Raw genomic sequence first — 20,364 nt, forward strand, 5'->3', positions numbered from 1 at the left:
ACGATTATCTTTTAACTTACACGGCGACCGGTTTGGCCTGGGGTTCGCCGGGCGGGACCGGGACGGTGACGCAGGTTGATACCGGGAGCGGTTTGACCGGCGGGCCGATCAACACGACCGGAACGGTTTCGATCGCGGCTGGCGGAATTACCGCGGCTCATTTAGGGACGGGGGTTGTGACGGCGGGGGCGATTGCCGCCGACGCGGTGGTGACGGCTGGGGTCTCGGACAGCGCGATCACCGAACCGAAGCTAAATGTCGCGAACGCGGCGGTCAACGATTATCTTTTAACTTACACGGCGACCGGTTTGGCCTGGGGTTCGCCGGGCGGGACCGGGACGGTGACGCAGGTTGATACCGGGAGCGGTTTGACCGGCGGGCCGATCAACACGACCGGAACGGTCTCGATCGCGGCCGGGGGGATTACCGCGGCTCATTTAGGGACGGGGGTTGTGACGGCGGGGGCGATTGCCAATACAGCGGTTACCCCGGGAACCTACACCAATTCCAACATTACCGTCGACCAACAAGGCCGATTGACCGCGGCCGGCAGTGGAACGGCCGGTACGGTTTCCGGTTCCGGTAGCGCCACCAGATTGGCTTTTTGGACTGACACTACGACCTTGGGTTCGGATGCCGATCTGTACTGGGACAATGCGGCCAAAAGGTTGGGAGTGGGGACCAGCGCACCGGGCCACAAGTTAACGGTCAGCGGCGATGTTTCATTTGAGGGGCAAATTATCGGCGGCAATGTTGACGGCGGTAATCCGCGGATTGCCTACGGCTATCTGGCAAACGCGAGCGGCGGTTGGGGTACGATCGCGATGGGTTATAGGCCAACCGCTTCCGGTTTGACCTCGGTGGCGATCGGGCAAATGCCTATTGCCGGCGGCTACAGCGGGGTAGCTATCGGGTTTGCTGTTTCTGCCGGAGCCGATTATTCGACCGTTTTGGGGAGTCGGATTGAGACCATCACCGGAGCCGATTACTCTATGGGCATAGGACTGGATAATACTCTCGGCCGACAGATAACCACTCCGAATACTATGGCGATCATGGGGGGGAAGGTTGGGATTGGAACTTTAACTCCCGGGGCGGTTCTTTCTGTTGCCGGGACAATTGAATCAACTACTAATGGTTTTAAATTCCCGGACGGAACAATTCAAACTACAGCCGCAACCAGCGGGAGCAGCCCCGATCTGTCCGGCTACGTTCAACTTGGACCGGCGACCGGGCAAACAACAAACGGAGTATACGCGATCCAAGTGAAGACGACCAATGCGAGCGGGATCGGTATTTCTGTCGAAACGACTGCCAATACTAGATATGGAATATATGGACGGAATAATTCAACTTCCAATGGCGGCGTAGGAGGGCTTTTTAAAGGGGGGACGATTTCAGCTGGAGGGGTAAAATCTATCGGGGCCAAAGGCGAATCCGGCAGTGGTAATAATTATGGTGAGATTGGTCGAGAGCCGCCGACTATGGTCGAAGGAGATGACGCTTTTAGCGCTGGCGTTCATGGTTTTTCTTCGACTATTGCGGGGCGTGGGGTTAGCGGGAAAGCTGATGGTTCATCAGGCATGGGTGTTTACGCTCTTGCCCAGGACGCGAGCGGCGCCAATTATGGTCTTCGCGCGAAAACCAATAGCAGTAATGGTTATGCCGTTTACGCTGAAGGCGGCCGCAACTATTTTCAGGGGAACACCGGGATCGGGACCGATAATCCGCAGGCTTTGCTTCACGTGCAAGGGAACCTAAAAGTGACCGGAACAATTGAAGGAGCTAGTCCGGTGAAGTTTGCCGGTGGAATCAGATTGGCCAACGAAGCTGATGCGACTGCCGGCAATATCCGTTGGGACGGTTCGAACTTCCAGGGGCATAACGGCAGCAGCTGGCTAAATTTGGATAGCGGAGCGGATTTAAGCGGCTATGTCCAACTCGGCCCGCCTACGGTTCAATCAACGACTGGCGCCACCGCGGTTTACGTGGAATCAACCAACGGCGGAGGAATCGGAGTCAATGCGAACGTTACCCAGCTTAATAGCGCCGGGATTTGGGGGACGGCAAATAATAGCGGCATTGGGACAAGTTACGGCGGCTATTTCAGCTCGGCGGCCTCGACCGGTTACGGCGTTTATTCTGCCGTTTCGCACGCGACCGGAGTTAACTATGGTCTTTACGGCGCGTCCGCCAGCGCCAATGGGTTTGGATCTTCCGGAACCAACAGTAGTTCGGGGACAAGCGGGTATTTAGCCGGACCGAGCTATGGCGCTTACGGCTCTTATAACGCGACCAATTACGGTTATCTTGGCAGTAGCGTTTATGGGGTTTACGGAACAAGCTCGATTTACGGAGTCTACGGCAATGGGACCGATCGGGGTGTTTACGGCAACACCGGCACCGGCTATGGAGTATATGGCGACGCGACCACGACCGGAGCGGTTTTAAATTACGGCGGCAGATTTGTCGCCGCCGGCGATCTCGGCTTGGGGATCAGCGGTTACGCGTCCTCGACGGCCAATAGTACCAACTACGGCGGTTACTTCCAGGCGAACGGCCAGACCGGCCGTGGAGTCTATGGTTTGGCTAATAATGCGACCGGTGCTAATTATGGCGTTTACGGGACAACTAACAGCGGCAGCGGTTTTGGTGTTTACGGGGTTTCTAGTACCAGTACGATCCGTGGCGGCTTGGGGGTTGAAGCAGGAAAAGGGGCGATGGGAGAGACCACAAGAGTACGGGGCTTTTTGGGCGACAGCGCGCCGAATGGGGATACTTATCATGCCGGGGTGACCGGGATAGTGCTGGGAACTTATTTAAACAGTGACGTGGCGGTCGCGGCGTACAATGAAAATGTTAGCTCCTACGCTTCGTTGGGTGGGGTTCATAGCGGTGTTTACGGTTCGCATCAATTGAAGGGGGTCAGCGGTGAAGCCTGGGATACGACCGGAACAAATTACGGCGGTATTTTTACCAGCTATAGCGCCAGCGGTTACGGTGTTTATGGTCGGGCGACGGCAACCAGCGGGACCAATTATGGCGCTCATGGCGTTACCAGCAGTCCCAGCGGTTATGGGGTCTATGGTTATAATGCCAGTACCGCTAATGGCGGAACTGCCGGTTATTTTAAAGCGGGGTATTATACTCCAAACTCCACTGACCTGGCGAGAGGGTTGCTGGTTGAAAGCCGCTCCAACAGCATGACGGTTGAAGTGGTTAGAGAATACACCATTATGGATGGGTCCGGCGATCACATCGCTGTGAGGGCGCTGAATGCCAGGGCGGCGACCTCGGGCATTGTTACCGCCGGGGGGTACTTTAATGCGATTGGTGGTGGAGCCGGGTCTTCCTACGGGGTGATAGCCGGTTCTTCCGGCCTGACCGGGGCGGGGGTATACGGAGGAACAACAAGCAGTAACCTTGCGGCTTACGGGGTTTATGGTGAATGGTCGAACTCTTCCCGCTATGGGATCCTGGGCGCTAGTTTATACGGCGTCGGCGGAACATATGATGGGGCGACCGGTCCCTATGGCTGGCTGGGAACCGCTAATTCCGGTCTCTATGCTTATGCCGCGGCTCCAAAATGGGCGATTAATTCTGACGGCCGGGTGCACATGGCGAACCTTAGTCCAGCCGGGGCGGGGACGGTCCTGGTCATTTCCGCCACCGGTGAAGTCTATCCGCAATCGTCCAGTCAGCGCTATAAAAAAGATATCGTCGAGTATCGGATCGACGTCAAAAAAGTTGGCCGGCTCCGGCCGGTCCGTTTTCGCTGGAAAGAAACCACCGCTACTCCGAATGTTCTTGATTTTGGTTTGATCGCTGAAGAAGTAGCGGAAGTCTATCCGGAATTAGTGGGCAGGAATCAATACGGGTCCCCGGAATCGGTCGCTTATGAAAAGATCGGCGTGATCCTGATCAAAGCGCTGCAGGAAAAAGACCGGGAGATCGAGGCGATCGCGGCTAAGAACCAAATGTTGGAGGCTAGATTGAAAACTTTGGAAGAAAAAATAAATAAAAATGGAGGAAATTGAAATGTTAAAGCGAAGTCTGATGATCGGGCTAATAAGTTTAGCGATAATAAGCGCCGCGGCGGCGGTCCCGCAAAAAATGAACTTCCAGGGGCGGTTGACCGATCCCAGCGGCAATCCGGTCACTGCCGCGATCGACGTGAAATTTTCGATCTTCGACGCCGCGTCGGGCGGGACGGAACTTTGGACCGAGACGATCTCCAGCCTGACCCCCGACCAGGGCTTGGTCAATCAGGAGCTTGGCTTAACCAGCCCGATCGCCGCGTCGGTCTTTAGCGGTGAGACGAGGTACCTGGCCGTCAAGGTTGGGGCCGACGCTGAAATGGCTCCCCGCATTCCGCTGGCGACCGTTCCCTTTGCTTTTCGGGCGGCGACCGTGGATACGATCCCTTCGGGACAGGCGGTGACCAGCCTTGCTTCCAGCGGCGCGACCGCCTTGCGTGACGCCGTAACTTTATCGGGCGGTTCCGGGATCAGCTTGATCCAGGCCGGACAAAATATTCAGATCACGGCGGTTTCCACCGCCGGCGGAACGGTAACCCAGATCGATACCGGGACTGGCTTGACCGGCGGGCCGATTACCGCCAGCGGCACGGTTTCAATTGCCAACGGCGGCGTGGCCGCCGCCCAGCTGGCAACCGGGGCGGTTACGGCGGATGCGATTGCCGACGACACGATTACCGAGCAGAAAATAAACATGATGAATGGCCCAACCAATAACTATCTCCTGACCTACACGGCGACCGGCCTGGCCTGGGGTTCGCCGGGCGGGACGGGGACGGTGACGCAGGTTAACACGACCGCGCCGATTACCGGCGGGCCGATCAACACGACTGGGACGATTGCCATCAACCAGGCCGGAGCGGGGCAAGACGGCTATCTTTCCAGCGTTGATTGGAATACATTCAATAATAAGCTTGATTCGGCTGATTTGAGCGGGTACGTCCAGCTTGGTCCGGCGACCCAGCAATCGACGACGGCGGCTTACGCGATCAATGTTAAAACGACCAACGCTAGCGGGGTGGGAATTTCTGCTGAAGTTAATACTGCTTCCGGCAGAGCGATCTCCGGCATTAATAATTATTCTACCGGTGGAATGGGTGGATATTTCCAAAGTGGTCAGATATCGGATGGTACTTTATCGATCGGGGTAAGAGGTGCGATCCCTGGGAGCACGACTTATGGTGAATTGGCCCACTATATTAATATTGTCGATAGCGGGACGACGAAAACCGGGGTTTACGGGTATACCTCCGACAGCGGGAGCGGGGTTTATGGGAATGGCGACACTGTTGGTGTTCTTGGTAAAGCGAGAAATACGACCGGCAGAGGGGTTACCGGAAACGCGGACACGACAACCGGCACAAATTACGGGGGGTATTTTACTTCCGCTTCTAACGCCGGCTATGCCCTCTATGCCAACGCGCAAGCGGTCTCCGGCGTTAATTATGGATTGTTTGGACAAACCAGTAGCGCGGCCGGTTACGCGTTATATACGCAGGGAGGGATGAATTCTTTATGGGGGAATACTTCGATCGGGACCGATAATCCGCAAGCGACCTTGCATGTTCAAGGCAATGTGAAAGTGGTCGGGACGATAGTCGGCGTTTCCGTTGAGACCGACAGCCGGGACGGGGCGACGATCACGGCCAGGAATAATTCAACTTCCGGGACCAGCGATTTTGGCCTGGCCATAATCGGGAAAACCAGCCTCGCCGACACCTACGGGGCGCTTGGTTATGAGGACGTTGGGGTTCCGGTTTACGCGGGTGTTTATGCCCAAGCGGTTGATAGCGATAGCTACGCCATTTACGCGAAATCCTCTAGCACTGCTTCCGCCGCCGGTTATTTTAGGAATCTTGCGAACAATCGCCGGGCGATCTTTGCGATAACGGAAGCGGGTACAGGGACGAATTACGCGGTGAGCGCTCAATGTCAAAACGCGAGTGATTACGCGATCTATGGGACCGGCGGCAATGGCGGAACTGCTTTATACGGCACAACCACGAGCCTTGGCTATGCTTTGAAGACCGGGACCGGGATGGTCCATTTGGCCGGCTTAACCGGGGTCGGGACCGATAATCCGCTGGCCCAGCTTCACGTTATGGCCTCAAGCGGGCCTCTGGCCGTATATACTAACGGACGGGTGAAAATGACCAACTTATCACCGGCCGGAGCGGGAACGACGCTGGTTGTTACCAGCACGGGCGAAGTTGTGCCGCAATCTTCGAGCCGCCGGTACAAAAAAGAGATCGTCGACTACCGGCTCGATCTTTCAAAGTTAAATGAATTAAGGCCGGTTCGCTTCAAATGGAACGACGTTTCCGCGACCCCCAATCAGCCCGATTTCGGTTTGATCGCGGAAGAGGTGGCGCAGATTTATCCGGAATTAGTCGCTTTGAACCAAAATGGTTCGCCGGAATCGGTTGCTTACGATAAGATCGGCGTGATCCTGATCAAGGCTTTGCAGGAAAAAAACCGGGAGATCGAGGAGTTAAAGGTCAGGCTTAAAGCCCTTGAGGAGAAAGTTAAATAAGCAATGCGCAAAGCGTTTGGCATCCTTATGGTTCTTATAGTGTCGGCGGTTTCTCTTTTTGCCGTCCAAAGCGACAACTATAAACTGCCGCAGAACATTATTGATTCCGGCGGCCGAAAAAGCAGTTCAAGCGCCTATGTATTGCAGTCTAAAGCGGCGATCGTCAGCCAGTCGGGCGCCGTTGGGGCGACCGTGGTTTTTTACCCCGGATTTTTCTTTCCCTTGACCTTTACGGTCCCCAATCCACCCGCTTTCGTTAGGACCGGAGAATTTTCTTTGGCGATCCTGACTTATAACCGGGAAAGCGGCGTGGTTCTCACCCAGACCGATAAGATCTCCGCCCGGCCGAAGTTCAAACTGGTAGTCACCGACAATCTGGGGATCGATCTTAATTCGATTGCCGTGACCTTCAATAATAAAGTCGTTATTAGCAATAATAATCGCGCTTCTTTTGTCGATTCGGCCTCTTCCGAATCGACCCTAATCTCGACCCTGCTCTACGACCCGGCCGAATTGTCTCCCGGAACCTATACTTTGCAGGTTGACGCCCGTGATGACCAGGACCGCCGGCTTTCGAAAAGCTACGAACTGACCGTTGACACTGGTCCGGCCAAAGTTGAATCGCTGATCGTGACCCCGGGGACTTTTTCACCCGCTTATCCGCCGGTCGCCGGCAAAGGGGTGATGGTCGCCTTTAGTGTTTCCAAGGACAGTGATGTCAACGTCGTGATCTACGGACCGTCCGGCCGCGGGGCCGATTGGAACCGCCGGATGGTCGCCCATGCCGGTTATAATCAGATCGAATTCAGCGGGATCTCCGACCTCTCCGGCCAGCCGCTGGCGAACGGCGTTTACGTTATTAAGATCATTAGCGAAGGCAAGGAGCTTGGTAAACAATACCTGGTTGTTTTTGACGAACGCAAGCGGAAATGATTAATTGCGCGGTTAAATAATGCGGGAATACCGCGGATTTTCATATGTTATAATATTTCAAAAGATCGTTTTTCTATGAATGGAGGGCTCCTTTATGAAGGTATTAGCAGCGGATAAGTTGGAAGAGATCGGTTTGAAAATGTTCCGCGACGCCGGGATCGAGGCCGAGATGAAGACCGGTCTCCCGGAAGATGAATTGGTGAAGATCATCCCCGAATACGACGCTCTCGTTGTCCGTTCCGAGACCAAAGTCACCCCTAAAATAATCGAAGCCGGAAAAAAACTGAAGATCATCGGCCGGGCCGGGGTCGGGGTCGACAATATCGACCTGCCGACCGCGACCAAAAACGGCGTGATCGTCGTCAATTCCCCGGAAGGGAACACCGTGGCCGCCGCCGAACACACTTTCGCGATGTTGCTTTCCATGGCGCGGCTGATCCCGCAGGCGCACGGCAAGCTGAAGAGTTGCGTTTGGGACAAGAAGTCGTTCAAAGGGGTTGAGGTCCTAAACAAAACTTTGGGGGTCGTCGGGCTCGGGAAGATCGGCCGCCGGGTCGCTTCTTACGCTCTCGGTATGGGGATGAAGGTTGTCGCTTCCGATCCGTTCGTGACCGAAGAATATGCCAAAGGGTTGGGGGTCGAGCTGAAAAGTTTTGACCAGGTCATCAAAGAGGCCGACTTCATCACTTTTCATATTCCGAAGACCAAGGAGACCGCCGGCCTGGTCAACGCCGAGCTGATCGCCAAGATGAAAAAAGGGGTCCGGCTGGTCAACGTCGCCCGGGGCGGGATCATTAACGAAAAAGACCTCTACGACGCGCTCAAGAGCAAACAGGTCGCCGCCGCCGCGCTCGACGTTTTCGAAAAAGAGCCGTGCGAATCGAGCCCGCTTTTTGAATTGGATAACATTATCGTCACCCCTCACCTTGGCGCTTCGACCGTTGAAGCCCAGATCAACGTTTCGGTCGACGTTGTCGAACAGATCATTGAGGTCCTAAAAGGGGGGGCGGCCCGTTCGGCGGTCAATATTCCGTCGATGAAGCCGGAGCTTCTGGCGCCGGTTAAACCCTTTATGAGCATTGCCGAAAAGCTCGGCGGCCTGGCGGCCCAGCTGGCCGATGGTCCGATCTCCAAAGTGACGGTTGAATATTCCGGCGAAGTGGCCGAAAATAATGTTTCGCCGTTAACTACGGTTGTTTTGAAAGGGCTTCTTTCGCCGATCCTGGAAGTGGTCGTCAATTTTGTCAACGCCCCGCTGGTCGCTAAAGAACGGGGGATCGAAATTGTTGAAAGTAAAAGCAAGGAAGCTAAGGATTTTGCCAGTCTGATCAAAGTTAAGGTCGCTACTCCCAAAGGGGAGCGCTCCGTCAGCGGCACGATCTTTGTCGGCGCTGGCGATCGGCTGGTTGAGATCGACAACTACCGGGTTGACGCCGTTCCCGAGGGGTACCTGCTGATCCTCTCCAATATCGATAAACCGGGGATGATCGGCAAGATCGGGACTTTCCTCGGTCAGCAGAACATCAATATCGCGGCGATGGATGTCGGCCGGGTCAAGGTCGGGGAAAAGGCGGTCATGGTCATTAACGTTGACAGTGCCGTTCCGGACAAAGTTTTGGCGGAGATCACCAAGCTTGAAGGGATCTTCGGCGCGAAAATGGTCAAGATTTAGCTGTTTTGCAAAGAGGCTAGTATTATAATCGGTAAAAATTATTAGAAAATGTAGGGCAACGGCTTGTCCGTTGCCGGTAATAAGCAATTACCAGCTATCAGGCATCCCAAGAAACTCATAGTCTTGCCACTTAGATACTAATGTTTGCTTAACAGGGTTATTCAATATGTATTGTCCGATAATCTCTAAATCTTCTCTCTTTCTTACTATGTGATCATAAAACCGTTTTTGCCATAATTTTCCGGAAATTCCGAAATTCCAAGCAAGCCTAGACGTTTTACTTTTAAAAGCACCGACAAAATTTGAAATTGATATCCTTTCCACCGTTGGGGCTAATAACAAATGAAGATGGTTTGGCATTAGGCAATAAACAAAAATTTTAAAATTTGCCGTTTTCTTTTGTTCTAATAGCTGTTTAATAATTAAATGGTTTAAATTCCTATTAAGAAAATATGGCTCTTTGTCTTTGGCGCAGATAGTTATGAAGTAAGGTCTCTCGGTACTATAATCAAAGCCTTTTACTCGGATCATTTTACGTTGTGGGTTGTTTTCCATAATTACGCTTTGCGGCAAGGGATAAACCCTTGCCCTACATTGGCGCGAAAATGGTCAAGATTTAGCGATCCCGAGCGAATCGATCCTCGAATTCAGGGTTGAACGAGGGATCCCCAGAAGCCTGGCCGCTTTGGAGCGGACATTGCCGCTTTCTTGCAGCGCTTTTTCGATCATTTCTTTTTCGTACTGATCGAGCGATTCGATCAGGTTGGCTCCCGGCGCCAGGGTGGGGATGATCCTTTCCATGGTGATCGGCAGATCGAGTTCCTCGATCTGCTTGCCGGAAGAGAGGACGACCGCCCGCTCGATAATGTTCTGCAGTTCGCGGACATTCCCTGGCCAGTCGTATTTTTGCAGATTATTAAGGGCTGCTTCAGTCAAGCCTTTGATCTCCTTCTTGACCTCTTTGTTGAACTTCAGGACGAAGTATTCAGCCAATAGTTTGATGTCCTCTTTTCTTTCCCGGAGCGGGGGGAGCGGTAAGGGAATTACGTTCAAGCGATAAAAAAGATCGCTTCGAAATTGCCCCTCTTCGATCGCTTTTTGAAAGTCGATATTGGTCGCTGAAATTATCCGAACGTCGACCTCGACCCCTTTCTCGCTGCCCAGCCGTTCGATGAGCTTGTTTTCCAGGACTCGAAGCAATTTGGATTGCATGGCGGGGGACATACAGCCGATCTCATCGAGAAAAAGAGTCCCTTCGTCGGCCAGTTCGAACTTGCCGAGTTTTCGCTCATGGGCGCCGGTAAACGATCCTCGTTCGTGGCCAAAAAGTTCCGATTCAAGAAGATTTTCCGGGATGGCGGCGCAGTTGACGGCGACGAACGGTTTGGCCGCGCGCCGGCTTTTCTGATGGATCGCCCGGGCGACCAGCTCTTTGCCGGTCCCCGACTCGCCGTTGATCAGGATCGTGCTGTCGGTCGGGGCGACCTTTTCGATCGTGGCGAAAACTTTTTTCATCGCCTGGCTCCGGCCGATCAGGTTGCAATAGGAGGTCGTCTCCTTAAGCATTTCTTTAAGATAAATGTTTTCCTTCATCAGGGCGTGTTTCTCCAGCGCCTTTTCGATCGTGATCAAGAGCTCATTGACTTCAAAAGGCTTGGGGATGTAATCGAGGGCGCCGAGTTTCATCGCCTCAACGGCATCGGCGATATCGCGGGAAGCGGAGACAACGATAATTTCGGTTTCCGGAAAAAGAGGCCGGACTTTTTTCAGGAATTCCAGGCCGTCCATCCCCGGCATTCGCAGGTCGAGCAGGAGCAGGTTTGGGTTAAGTTCAGCCAGGAGTCTTTCTCCTTGTTCGGTCGATTCGGCCATGGTCAACGTGTACTTTTTTTTCAGGATCGACTCATAAGTCTTGAGCATGTCTTTTTCGTCATCGATTGCCAGGATTGAATAGGCCTTCATTGGTTAAACTCCTTTTTGTAAGCTTAACATGGATAAAGCAATTTTATTGCCAGCCTGGATCCCTCCCACGGCTGTATATATAATGATAAGGGAGTGACGAGAAGTCGTCAATCTGCATATTTGAATGGGCAAGAAGCTGAAGCCCAGCGATCCTTTACTTAACCGTGCAATTCCCTCCTCCGGCGGGCCGCAGCAATATTGCCGCGGTTTCCTGGTTTTTTTTAACCGCCCCGATCCGATCGGGGCGGTTAAATGGGAGTTGCCGCGTATTTGTGAACGGATATGCTAAAATAACTACCATGGACTTTAATACTTGTTCTATTTTGTTGGTTGCGATCGCTTCTTTTTTTCTGGGAATTGCCGCTTTCATTTTAAGCAAAGAGAAGGCTAAGCTCCCTTTGACCTGGTTGTCGCTCTCGATCGCCGCTTGGTGTTTCGCGCAATTTATGGGGGCGGTCGTGATCGGTCGGGAAGCGGTTCTTTTTTGGACCAGGTTTAATGTCGGCGCGGCGGTCTTGATCCCGGTCTGCTTTCTCTGGTTTGTTTTGGTCTTTACCGATAAACAGGATAAGCGGCTAATGACGGCGGCCTTGCTGGCCGCGCTTCTTTTGCTCGGGTTTGACCTGACCGCTTGGTTTGTCAGGGATGTCGCGCCGGTTTTTAACCTTCGTTATTACCCGGTCCCGGGGCCGGTCTATCCGTACTTCGGTTTTTATCTTCTCTTGTTCTTTTCACTCGGGTTTGTCAAGCTTATTAAGTACCTGGCAATCTGCGGGGAGGCAAAAAAGAACCAGGTTAAATATGTCTTGCTCGCTTCGATCATTGGCTTTACCGGCGGGATGACCGCCTTCTTTCCGATCCTTAATCTTGATCTTCCCGTCATCAGTCATTATTTTATGCCGCTCTACCTGGCGTTGATCCTCTACGCGATCGTTAAACATAATCTGCTCGATATCAAGGTCGTCATTTTTCAAGGCTTGGTCTATTCTTTTCTGACCGTTTTTTTCACGATCTTTTATGTTTTGGGCCTGGTTATATTCAGCCAATATTTTTCCCGGGTCGCTCACGCCGATAATTGGATTGCCCTGCTGGCGGTTGTTTTTACTTCGGTCCTTATTTTCCAGCCGCTGCGCGATCTGGTCCAGAAAGCCATCGACCGGATATTTTTCCGGGGCGAATTCTTTTATCGTCAGAAGATCTCCGACCTCTCGGCCGAGAACAAGAACCTGTTCCAGCGGCTCCAGCAAGCCGATAAACTGGCCTCGCTGGGGACGATCGCCGCCGGAATGGCCCACGAGATCAAAAACCCTCTGGCGGCGATCAAAGGACTAACCCAGGTCCTGCCGGAAAACCTTCAAGACCGCCAGTTCATCTTGGATTACGCCGAGATCGTGCCGCGCCAGCTTGACCGGATCAATAAATTGGTCGACGATTTGCTGGCTTTCGGCCGGCCGGCGAAAATGACTTTTCGCGAGATCGATCTGGCCAAACTGCTGCGCGATACCTTTAAGCTCTTGGCCGAAGAATGCCGGCAAAAGGGGATAACGGTGCGGCTCGAACTTTTGCCGACGCCAATCGAAGCTGACGCCGGCCATCTTGGGCAGGCGGTCCTTAATGTCCTCCTTAACGCGATCCAGGCGATGGCTGAAGGAGGAGAACTTTTCGCGCGCTTGACCGTCGGCGGAGAAAAAGCGACGATCGAAATAGCCGATACCGGGGAGGGAATAGCGGCGGATAAGCTGGCCCATGTTTTTGATCCGTTTTTTACGACCAAAGGGACGGGGACCGGAATGGGCTTGGCGGTTACCTATCGAATCATCAAAGACCACGGCGGCGAGATCACGGTCGACAGCCGCCTGGGGGAAGGAACGACTTTTAAAATATGCCTGCCTATAAAGCAAAAGCGATCAGCATAAGGAACAAGCCGTTCGCCGAGGCGGACAAGCTGGTCACAATCTTTACCCGTGAACACGGCAAGATCAGGGTGCTGGCCAAAGGGGCCAGGCGGGTTCCCTCCCGTTTCGGCGGGCCGGTCGAAACCTTCAGTTATGCCGACTATTTGCTGGCCAAAGGACGATCGCTCGATATCGTTTCGCAGTGCGAGGTCCTGGAGTCGTTCCAGATGGTGCGGGATGATCCGGCCGGGCTGAAAGCGGGGATCTATTTTCTCCGGATCATCGACGCGGCGACGGCGGAAGGCCAGCCGAACGAAGAATTGTTCGATCTTCTGCTGACCGGCCTTTGCCGTTTAAAAGAAAAGGCCGATCCGCAGCGGGTTGTGGTAGAATTTGAAAAAGCCTTTATGCGGATCGAAGGGATCTACCGCGAAGGTTTTGATCCGAAGTACTGCATCAGCGATCACGTAGGGAGAGATATCAGGGAATGGTAAATAAAACCGGTTTTGGCGTGATCTTTTCCAACTTCGGCTTCATGCTGTTGTGGGTGGGGCAGTTAACTTCCCAGCTGGCCGACCGGATCTTCGTTTATGTCCTGATGATCATCATTTATCAGCAGACCCGTTCCAATCTCGGCGTTTCTCTGCCGCTTCTGGCTTTTGGTATTCCGTCGGTCATAGTCGGCCCTTGGGCCGGAGTGCTGGTCGACCGTCTCGACCGCAAGGGGATCCTCATCGTGACCGCGGTGCTGCGCGGTCTTTTGACCCTCTTGATCATTCCGTTCCTGGCGGCGCCGCTCCAGCTGATATTTTTGATCAGTTTGCTCCTCTATACCATGGCGCAATTTTTCGCGCCGGCCGAAACTTCCTCGATTCCGGAGCTGGTCGATAAGCCTAACCTGATCATCGCCAATGCGCTTTTCATGATGACCTGGATGGCTTCGTCGGTCGTCGGCTTCGGTCTCGGCGCGCCGATCGTCAACCTTTTTGCCGAAAAGAATACCCTGATCGCTTCGGCCGGCCTGTATTTTATCTCCGCTGCGGCGATCCTGATGATCCCCATCAAGGCCCGGCCGGTCGCCGCTAAAAGCCATGTTTGGAAGGACCTGGTGGTCGGTTTTGAGTTTATTCGCCGGAACGGGGTGGTCCGGTTTTCCCTGATCCAGCTTTTTACCGCCGCTTCGGCGATTGCCACTTTGTCGCTATTGGCGATCTCTTACGCCGGCGACGTTCTGAAGATCGGCGAACGAAATTTCGGTTATTTGATCATCGCCGTCGGCGTCGGAATGCTGATCGGGATGTTCACCCTGGAGCGGATCAGGCACTATCTTAAAATGGGGACGATCGTCACCTTGAGCTTTCTTTTTTCCGGGGGCTTGATCGTTTGGCTGGCAATGGCCAGGAACCTGCACCTGGCTTTTGTGCTGATCACTTTGCTCGGGGTCGGCAATATTTACATCACTTCGACGATCCAGACGATCCTCCAGCACAAGATTCCCCGACAGATCCGGGGGAGGGTCTTCGGCGTTCAAAACATGCTGGTCAATTCCGCTTTTACCCTGCCGGTCGTTCTGTTCGGCTGGATCGCCGATCTTTCCGGGATCACCTTTTCAATGGCGGTCCTGGGCTGGGTCCTGCTGGCGGTTGGGGTTGTTGGGATCCTGATCCCCAAAGTGAGGCGGGTTTGATGGGGATAGTCGAGCTGGAGTTCTCCTTCGAGTGTCTGCGCCGCAATGTCATTACCAAGATCAAGACCGCCAAGGAACGCTGGCAGGAAGCTTGGGATAAATACCGGGGGGACGCAGCGGCCGAAGCGGAGCTGGTTGCCATCAAGCTGGAGATCCAGCTGCAGGAAAAAGAAGCCGCGACCGAACTGCTCAAGATCAGGAACGAGATCGAACGCCAAAAGAAGCTTGCATGAAAACTTGCCATTATTACGTGACTTTGAACTGCAACGACGCTTGTGAGTTCTGCCGGGTCTGGACCGAAAAGGAACAATTCCAAGAGACGGCCGACCACGCCCTGGTTTTTAAAGAACTGCGGATCCGCGGCGGCAAAAAACTCTTCATTACCGGCGGCGAGCCGCTCCTCCGGGCCGATCTTCCCGATATTCTCCGCCAGGCGCGCCGGCAAAATTTCTGGGTCGGCCTGATGACCAACGGGATCCTCTATCAGGAGCGGGGAAAAGAGCTCAAGGGCTTGGCCGACGCTGTTTTTTTTGCCTTGGATTATCCGACCATGGAAGAGCATGACCGGAGCCGGGGAGTGGAGTGTTACAGCCAGGTTATCCCGGCGATCGAGTTTGCCCGGGGACTGGGAGAAAACGTTATCATTCAGTTTACCATGACGAGAGATAGTGTCCGTTTCCTGCCGGAAATGGTCGATCTGGCCCAAAAAATGGATGTTTATCTTAACCTGTCGCCGGTCTATGATTTTTACGGGACTCAAGGGTTCAAGTCCGAAACGCTCGACTACATATTATATTACGCGAAACGGAAGAAGGTCCTGGTTAATCGGGCGGCGATCGAATTTGTCAAACAAGGCGGGAACAATTTGCTGCTGCCGCGCTGCCGGGCGGAGGAGTCGACCCTGACCGTCATGCCGGACGGGGAATTTGTCGCTCCCTGTTTTTATAATCGCGGCGGCAGGCAGGGGCGGGAAGCGGTCTGTTCGTCTTGCATGCGCTGGCCGTATATGTTACCATCGTTTAGCCAGAGAGTCGATCGCTACTACTGGCTGGGTCTTTATTCCAGGTTTGACGCTTGGAGAAAAGGAGTTAACTTATGAAGATCGTGATGCTTTCCCCTTATTTTTATCCTCACACCGGCGGGACCGAAAAATATGTCAGGGATCTATCGACCGCTCTTATTAAAGAAGGGCACGAAGTGACGGTCATCACCAACAATCTGCCGAAGGCAAAAAACGCCCCAACCCATGAAACCTTGCCGGAAGGGATCAAGGTCATCCGGCTTGATGCGATCGATATGTTCAGTTATTTGCCGGTCAGCACCCAGTTCAACCTTAAAATGCTGGAAGGGTTTGATATTGTCCATGTCCACGTGCCGGCTTTCAGCTTTCTCCGCTCGGTCGCCGGTAAAATTAAACAGCCGCTGGTCGTAACCTACCATTGCGACGTCACCGTTTCCGAAAAGTATTTCGGCGTTCCCGTTCCGCAATGGCTTGTGCCGTTATTCGAAGGGGCCAACAATGCTTACGCCAGAATGCTGTTGGCCAAAGCGGGGACGATCTACAATACGACCGAAACATATGCCGAGACTTCGCCGGTCATGAAACATGTCCCGCACCGGGTCATTCCGATCGGGATCTTTTCCGACAAGATCGACGAGATCCAGAAAAAGCTCAACTTGACGCCGGACAAGAAAAATCCCCGGCAGATCCTTTTCCTTGGCCGCCTGGCGGGAAATAAAGGGTGCGACTACCTAGTCAAAGCGATGCCCAAGGTCCTGGCGAAATATCCGGACACCAAACTGGTCATCTGCGGGGATGGGGAAGAAAAGGCCCACATCCTGGACCTGGTCACCCAGCTGAATGTCGGTCCGGCGATCACCTTTCTCGGAACCGCGACCTTCGAAAAGCTGGTCGAATTGTACTATACTTCCATCGCCTATATTTTCCCGTCGATCAACCGGTTGGAAGCGTTCGGCATTGTTCAGTTGGAAGCAATGGCCAATTACACCGCGATCGTCGCTTCCGATATTCCGGGCCCGAACGCCGTCATGGACGTCGGCCAGTCCGGCTTACTGGTGCCGAAACAGAACCCCGACGCCCTGGCCGACGCGATCTGCCAGATCCTGGCCGATCCCGAAAAGGCCAAAGCGATGGGGCGCCACGGTCGTCAGCAAGTCGAAACCAAATATAGCTGGAAGACCATTGTTCAGCAGGTCATAGGGATCTATCAGGAGCTATTGACCAAGAAACGAGCCGGGTAAATGCGGATCCTGGTTACCGGCGGAGCCGGCTTCATCGGTTCCAACATAGTCGATCGCTACCTTGAAGCGGGGCACGAAGTCGCCGTCCTCGACGATTTATCCACCGGCAAAGAAGCAAACTTAAATCCCCAAGCGGTTTTTTTCCGGAAGGACCTGCGCGACCGAGACCTGGCCGCCGCGGTCTTGGATTTTAAGCCCGATATCGTTAACCATCTGGCGGCGCAAATCGATGTCCGCAAATCGGTCATTGATCCGATTCATAATGCCGACATTAACGAACTGGGGACCTTAAACCTGCTGAACGCCGCCCGCGATGCTAAAATTAAGAAGATTATTTTTTCTTCGACCGGCGGCGCGCTGTACGGTGAGGTCTCGGAACCGGCCGGGGCGGCGGAGGAGCACCCGATCGAACCGATCTCCCCCTATGCCATCACTAAGCGCTCCGTTGAGCTCTATCTGCACGCTTATTCCCAGCTCTACGGTTTAAAATATACCGTTCTGCGTTACGGGAATGTCTATGGGCCGCGCCAGGACCCGCTGGGTGAAGCAGGGGTCATCGCCATCTTTTGCGGTAAAATGCTCAAAGGGGAGACGCCGGTCATCTACGGTGACGGGAACCAGTTGCGCGATTATGTTTACGTCAGCGACGTGGCGGATGCCAACCTGCTGGCTTTGAATAAAGGGGATAATCAGATCTTTAACGTTGGGACCGGACAGGGAACTTCGGTCAATCAGCTTTTTGCTTTCCTTAAAGAGATCTTGAAATTCGACCGGCCGATTGGTTATGAACCGCCCAGAGCCGGTGAACTTTTCCGCAGTGTTCTTGATTGCCGCAAGATCGGCCGGGAACTCGGCTGGACCCCTAAGTTTGACATGAAAGAGGGCTTGAAAAAAACCGTTGCCTGGTATTAGATTAGCGGTAAAGTGAAAGTAAACCGCGAACCGTGCCCGATCCCATCCGATTCCGCCCAGATCCGCCCATTATGCGCTTCGATAATTTCTTTGGCGATCGCCAGCCCCATACCGATCCCGCCGGTCGCCCTGGTGTAAGAGCTGTCGACCTGATAGAAGCGTTCGAAGATCTTGTAATAATGGCTTTTTTCCAGACCGATGCCGGTATCGCTGATTGAGATCTTGACCAGCTTGTCTTGCCGCTGCAGGCTGACCGCCACTTCCCCGCCTTTGGGGGTGAACTTCAGGGCGTTTCCCAGCAGGTTGTCCATGACCCGGATGATCTTTTTCCGGTCGCCGAGGATCGCCAGATCGCCGTCGGAATAATTAAAGGCAAACGCGATCCCCTTGGCGGAGAAGGACGCGGCCGAATTATCGACGCTTTCTTTGATCGTTTTTTCCAGGAAAAACGGCTCTTTTTCGATTTCCAACGGCTTGCCCGCCTCAATGCGCGAAATGTCGATGATCGATTCGATCAGATCGTGGAGATGATTGGTGTTCTTCAGCACTGTTTCCAGTACTTCTTTTTGCTTCGGATCGAGCGAGCCGATGTTCCCTTGCAACAGGAGCGAGACGTAACCCTTGATTGGGGTCAGGGGGGTCCGCAATTCATGGCTGACGGTCGAAAGAAATTCTTTTTTGGTTTCGTCGACTTTCTTGAGTTCGGAAATATCCTTAAGAATGAGCGACAGGCCGATTATCTGCTCGCCTCCTTTGATCGGCGAACAGGTCAATAAAAGAGGGTAATTTTCAATGTTCTTGACTTTTTTATAGATCTCCATTGCCCGGACAGTTTCTCCGTTCAGGATCCGGCCGACGAAATCGCGGGTTTCGCCTTCGGTCAGGAAGGAGGGATAGCCATTAAGCGTTTCTTTGGGAGTCAAGCCGAAGATCTTTTCGGCCCCGGCGTTCCAGGAAAGCACGCGCCCGTCAAGGTCAAGGGTAATGACCGCGTCGTCGGTGTTTTGGATGATCGAGTTGAGATAGTCCTTGGTCTCGATGACGTCCCGGTAAAGTTTCGCGTTTTCGATGGCGATCCCGGCTTCGGAGGCCATGGTCGCGATCAGCTCGATATCTTCCGCCGTGTAGGGCTCTCCCGAAAGTTTTTCTCCGAGGGTCAAAATCCCGACCAGTTTGTTTTTGACGAAGGAGGGGACGGCGAGCGCGGCCGAAAGCCGTTCCATTTCCGCGGCAATAGCGGCATATTTTTCCATCTCTTCTTTGTTTTGGGTCGCGTTGAAATTTTCCCTGATGTCGTCGATCGTGACTTGCTCCTTGGTTTCGATTAGATAAGCGACCAGGGGGTTGGTCCCCGGCAGGGCCAGCCCGTCGAGCGACTTGGGCAGACCGTTTGTCTTTTCCAGCAGATAGTGATCTTGTTTGTCTTCAAGCAGGAGGACGGCGGCGGTCTTGATGCACATTACCTTGATGACGGTTTGATCGATCAGGCGGAAGAGGACCTTTAGGTCGGTCACGGAAGAAAGGGCGTGGGTCACTTCACGCAGGACCTTGCGGTATTCGATGGTCCGGCGGAAAAACAGCTGGTCGGTGATGTTCTGAAGATAGTCGCGCAACGGAATAAAGGTCAGGGCGATGATCAGGGCGGCGGGGAGGGCGGTCGTGATCGAATAGTGCCCGTTAAAGATCTCCCGGAAGAGGAGCTCAAAGCTCAAAATGATCGCCAGGTAGATAAAAGTGATGCCGGTGGTGACGAGCGAATAAGCGGTGGTCTTTTTGATCGCCAGGGAAAGGTCCATCAGGCGGTACTTTAATATGGCATAAGCGAGGATCAGAGCGTAAAAAGCGTTCGTTATCGTCCAGAGCGGATATGTTTTAATCCCTATAAAATTGGGGAAAGACGAAATCCCGCCGAGCGTAGCAACAAACGAAGCCAGTAAAATATATTTGATTTGGTTTTTTTTGTGAGTTGTGGTGTGGGTGGCCCGATAGGCCATGATCAATCGTATATGCCCGCCGATGACCAGAATCACAAAAAAGGCCAGCCAGATAGGGAAAACCGGACCGGGGATCGAAAAATAGCCAAAATCAAATAACCGCAAGTCCTTGGTAAAATAAGCGGTTGGAGAAAGAAGCAAAAAGATCGCAGAGACGGCATAAGCCGCTCCCAAATAAAAATGATCGAATTTTGTCACGCCGACCGTCATAATTACGACCTGGATGAACAGGATTGGAATGGAAATTATAGCGAGATTAAGGACTCGGACCCAGATAAAAGCGGTCTCGACGTTTTGCGGGATCCCAAGCCCGAAGACGCACAAACTCCATAGGCCAAGACTTAAGATGTAAAGGGCCAGTGAAAAAACAGTCGGGTTGCGTTTGGTTTGGTCCTCGATCGCGATCGCGATGATTACGGAAACCAGCAGCGTGTTGAAGATGGTAGCTAAAAGGGCCGAGACCATGACAAAATTCAT

14 protein-coding genes are annotated in these 20,364 nt (G+C 53.4%); 11 read left to right on the forward strand and 3 right to left on the reverse strand.

Features of this window, described 5'->3' with window-relative positions; all coding sequences use genetic code 11:
- The 4 genes from WC772_06520 to serA form a co-directional block, all read left to right on the forward strand.
- The coding region (locus WC772_06520; GenBank protein ID MFA6170407.1) for a tail fiber domain-containing protein at nt 1–4,037 on the forward strand (4,037 nt) is incomplete at its 5' end.
- A 1-nt stretch (nt 4,038) separates the two neighbouring features.
- On the forward strand, nt 4,039–6,570 hold the full coding sequence (locus tag WC772_06525) for a tail fiber domain-containing protein (GenBank protein MFA6170408.1): 2,532 nt from the start codon (nt 4,039–4,041) through the stop codon (nt 6,568–6,570).
- Between the two features lie 3 nt (nt 6,571–6,573).
- Nucleotides 6,574–7,503 (forward strand): hypothetical protein, encoded by a 930-nt coding sequence (locus tag WC772_06530; GenBank protein ID MFA6170409.1) that lies wholly within the window; start codon nt 6,574–6,576, stop codon nt 7,501–7,503.
- A gap of 94 nt (nt 7,504–7,597) precedes the next feature.
- A complete protein-coding gene (gene serA, locus WC772_06535; GenBank protein ID MFA6170410.1) occupies nt 7,598–9,175 on the forward strand; it encodes a phosphoglycerate dehydrogenase in 1,578 nt (525 codons plus the stop codon).
- 87 nt (nt 9,176–9,262) lie between these two features.
- Here serA and WC772_06540 read toward each other — a convergent pair whose 3' ends face one another.
- Both WC772_06540 and WC772_06545 read right to left on the reverse strand, forming a co-directional pair.
- Nucleotides 9,263–9,730: a transposase gene (locus tag WC772_06540; GenBank protein MFA6170411.1), complete on the reverse strand. Its 468-nt coding sequence runs from the start codon at nt 9,728–9,730 to the stop codon at nt 9,263–9,265.
- A 54-nt stretch (nt 9,731–9,784) separates the two neighbouring features.
- Nucleotides 9,785–11,137 (reverse strand): sigma-54 dependent transcriptional regulator, encoded by a 1,353-nt coding sequence (locus WC772_06545; protein ID MFA6170412.1) that lies wholly within the window; start codon nt 11,135–11,137, stop codon nt 9,785–9,787.
- Nucleotides 11,138–11,409: 272 nt separating this feature from the next.
- On the opposite strand from WC772_06545, the gene WC772_06550 reads away from it, so the two are divergent.
- From WC772_06550 to WC772_06580, 7 genes are read left to right on the forward strand one after another with little or no spacing between them, the layout of a single operon-like run.
- A complete protein-coding gene (locus WC772_06550) occupies nt 11,410–13,053 on the forward strand; it encodes an ATP-binding protein (GenBank protein MFA6170413.1) in 1,644 nt (547 codons plus the stop codon).
- The gene (recO, locus tag WC772_06555) at nt 13,020–13,526 is read left to right on the forward strand and encodes a DNA repair protein RecO (protein ID MFA6170414.1); all 507 of its coding nucleotides are present in this window, start codon (nt 13,020–13,022) and stop codon (nt 13,524–13,526) included. The genes WC772_06550 and recO overlap by 34 nt, the downstream gene beginning before the upstream one ends.
- Nucleotides 13,520–14,719: an MFS transporter gene (locus tag WC772_06560; GenBank protein MFA6170415.1), complete on the forward strand. Its 1,200-nt coding sequence runs from the start codon at nt 13,520–13,522 to the stop codon at nt 14,717–14,719. The genes recO and WC772_06560 overlap by 7 nt, the downstream gene beginning before the upstream one ends.
- Nucleotides 14,719–14,952 carry a hypothetical protein gene (locus WC772_06565; protein ID MFA6170416.1) on the forward strand — a complete coding sequence of 78 codons (234 nt, stop codon included), beginning with the start codon at nt 14,719–14,721 and terminating at the stop codon, nt 14,950–14,952. Before WC772_06560 ends, WC772_06565 begins: the two co-directional genes overlap by 1 nt.
- Nucleotides 14,949–15,818, forward strand: a complete 870-nt coding sequence (locus tag WC772_06570; protein ID MFA6170417.1) for a radical SAM protein — start codon at nt 14,949–14,951, stop codon at nt 15,816–15,818. Before WC772_06565 ends, WC772_06570 begins: the two co-directional genes overlap by 4 nt.
- Complete coding sequence (locus tag WC772_06575; GenBank protein ID MFA6170418.1) at nt 15,815–16,981, forward strand: glycosyltransferase family 4 protein; 1,167 nt, start codon at nt 15,815–15,817, stop codon at nt 16,979–16,981. Before WC772_06570 ends, WC772_06575 begins: the two co-directional genes overlap by 4 nt.
- Nucleotides 16,982–17,893, forward strand: a complete 912-nt coding sequence (locus tag WC772_06580) for an SDR family oxidoreductase (GenBank protein ID MFA6170419.1) — start codon at nt 16,982–16,984, stop codon at nt 17,891–17,893.
- Here the strand turns inward: WC772_06580 and WC772_06585 are convergent.
- On the reverse strand, nt 17,890–20,364 hold the full coding sequence (locus WC772_06585; protein MFA6170420.1) for an ATP-binding protein: 2,475 nt from the start codon (nt 20,362–20,364) through the stop codon (nt 17,890–17,892). The genes WC772_06580 and WC772_06585 overlap by 4 nt on opposite strands.

The sequence above is a fragment of the Candidatus Margulisiibacteriota bacterium genome, assembly GCA_041661965.1.
Classification (GTDB): Bacteria; Margulisbacteria; WOR-1; order O2-12-FULL-45-9; family XYB2-FULL-48-7; genus XYB2-FULL-45-9.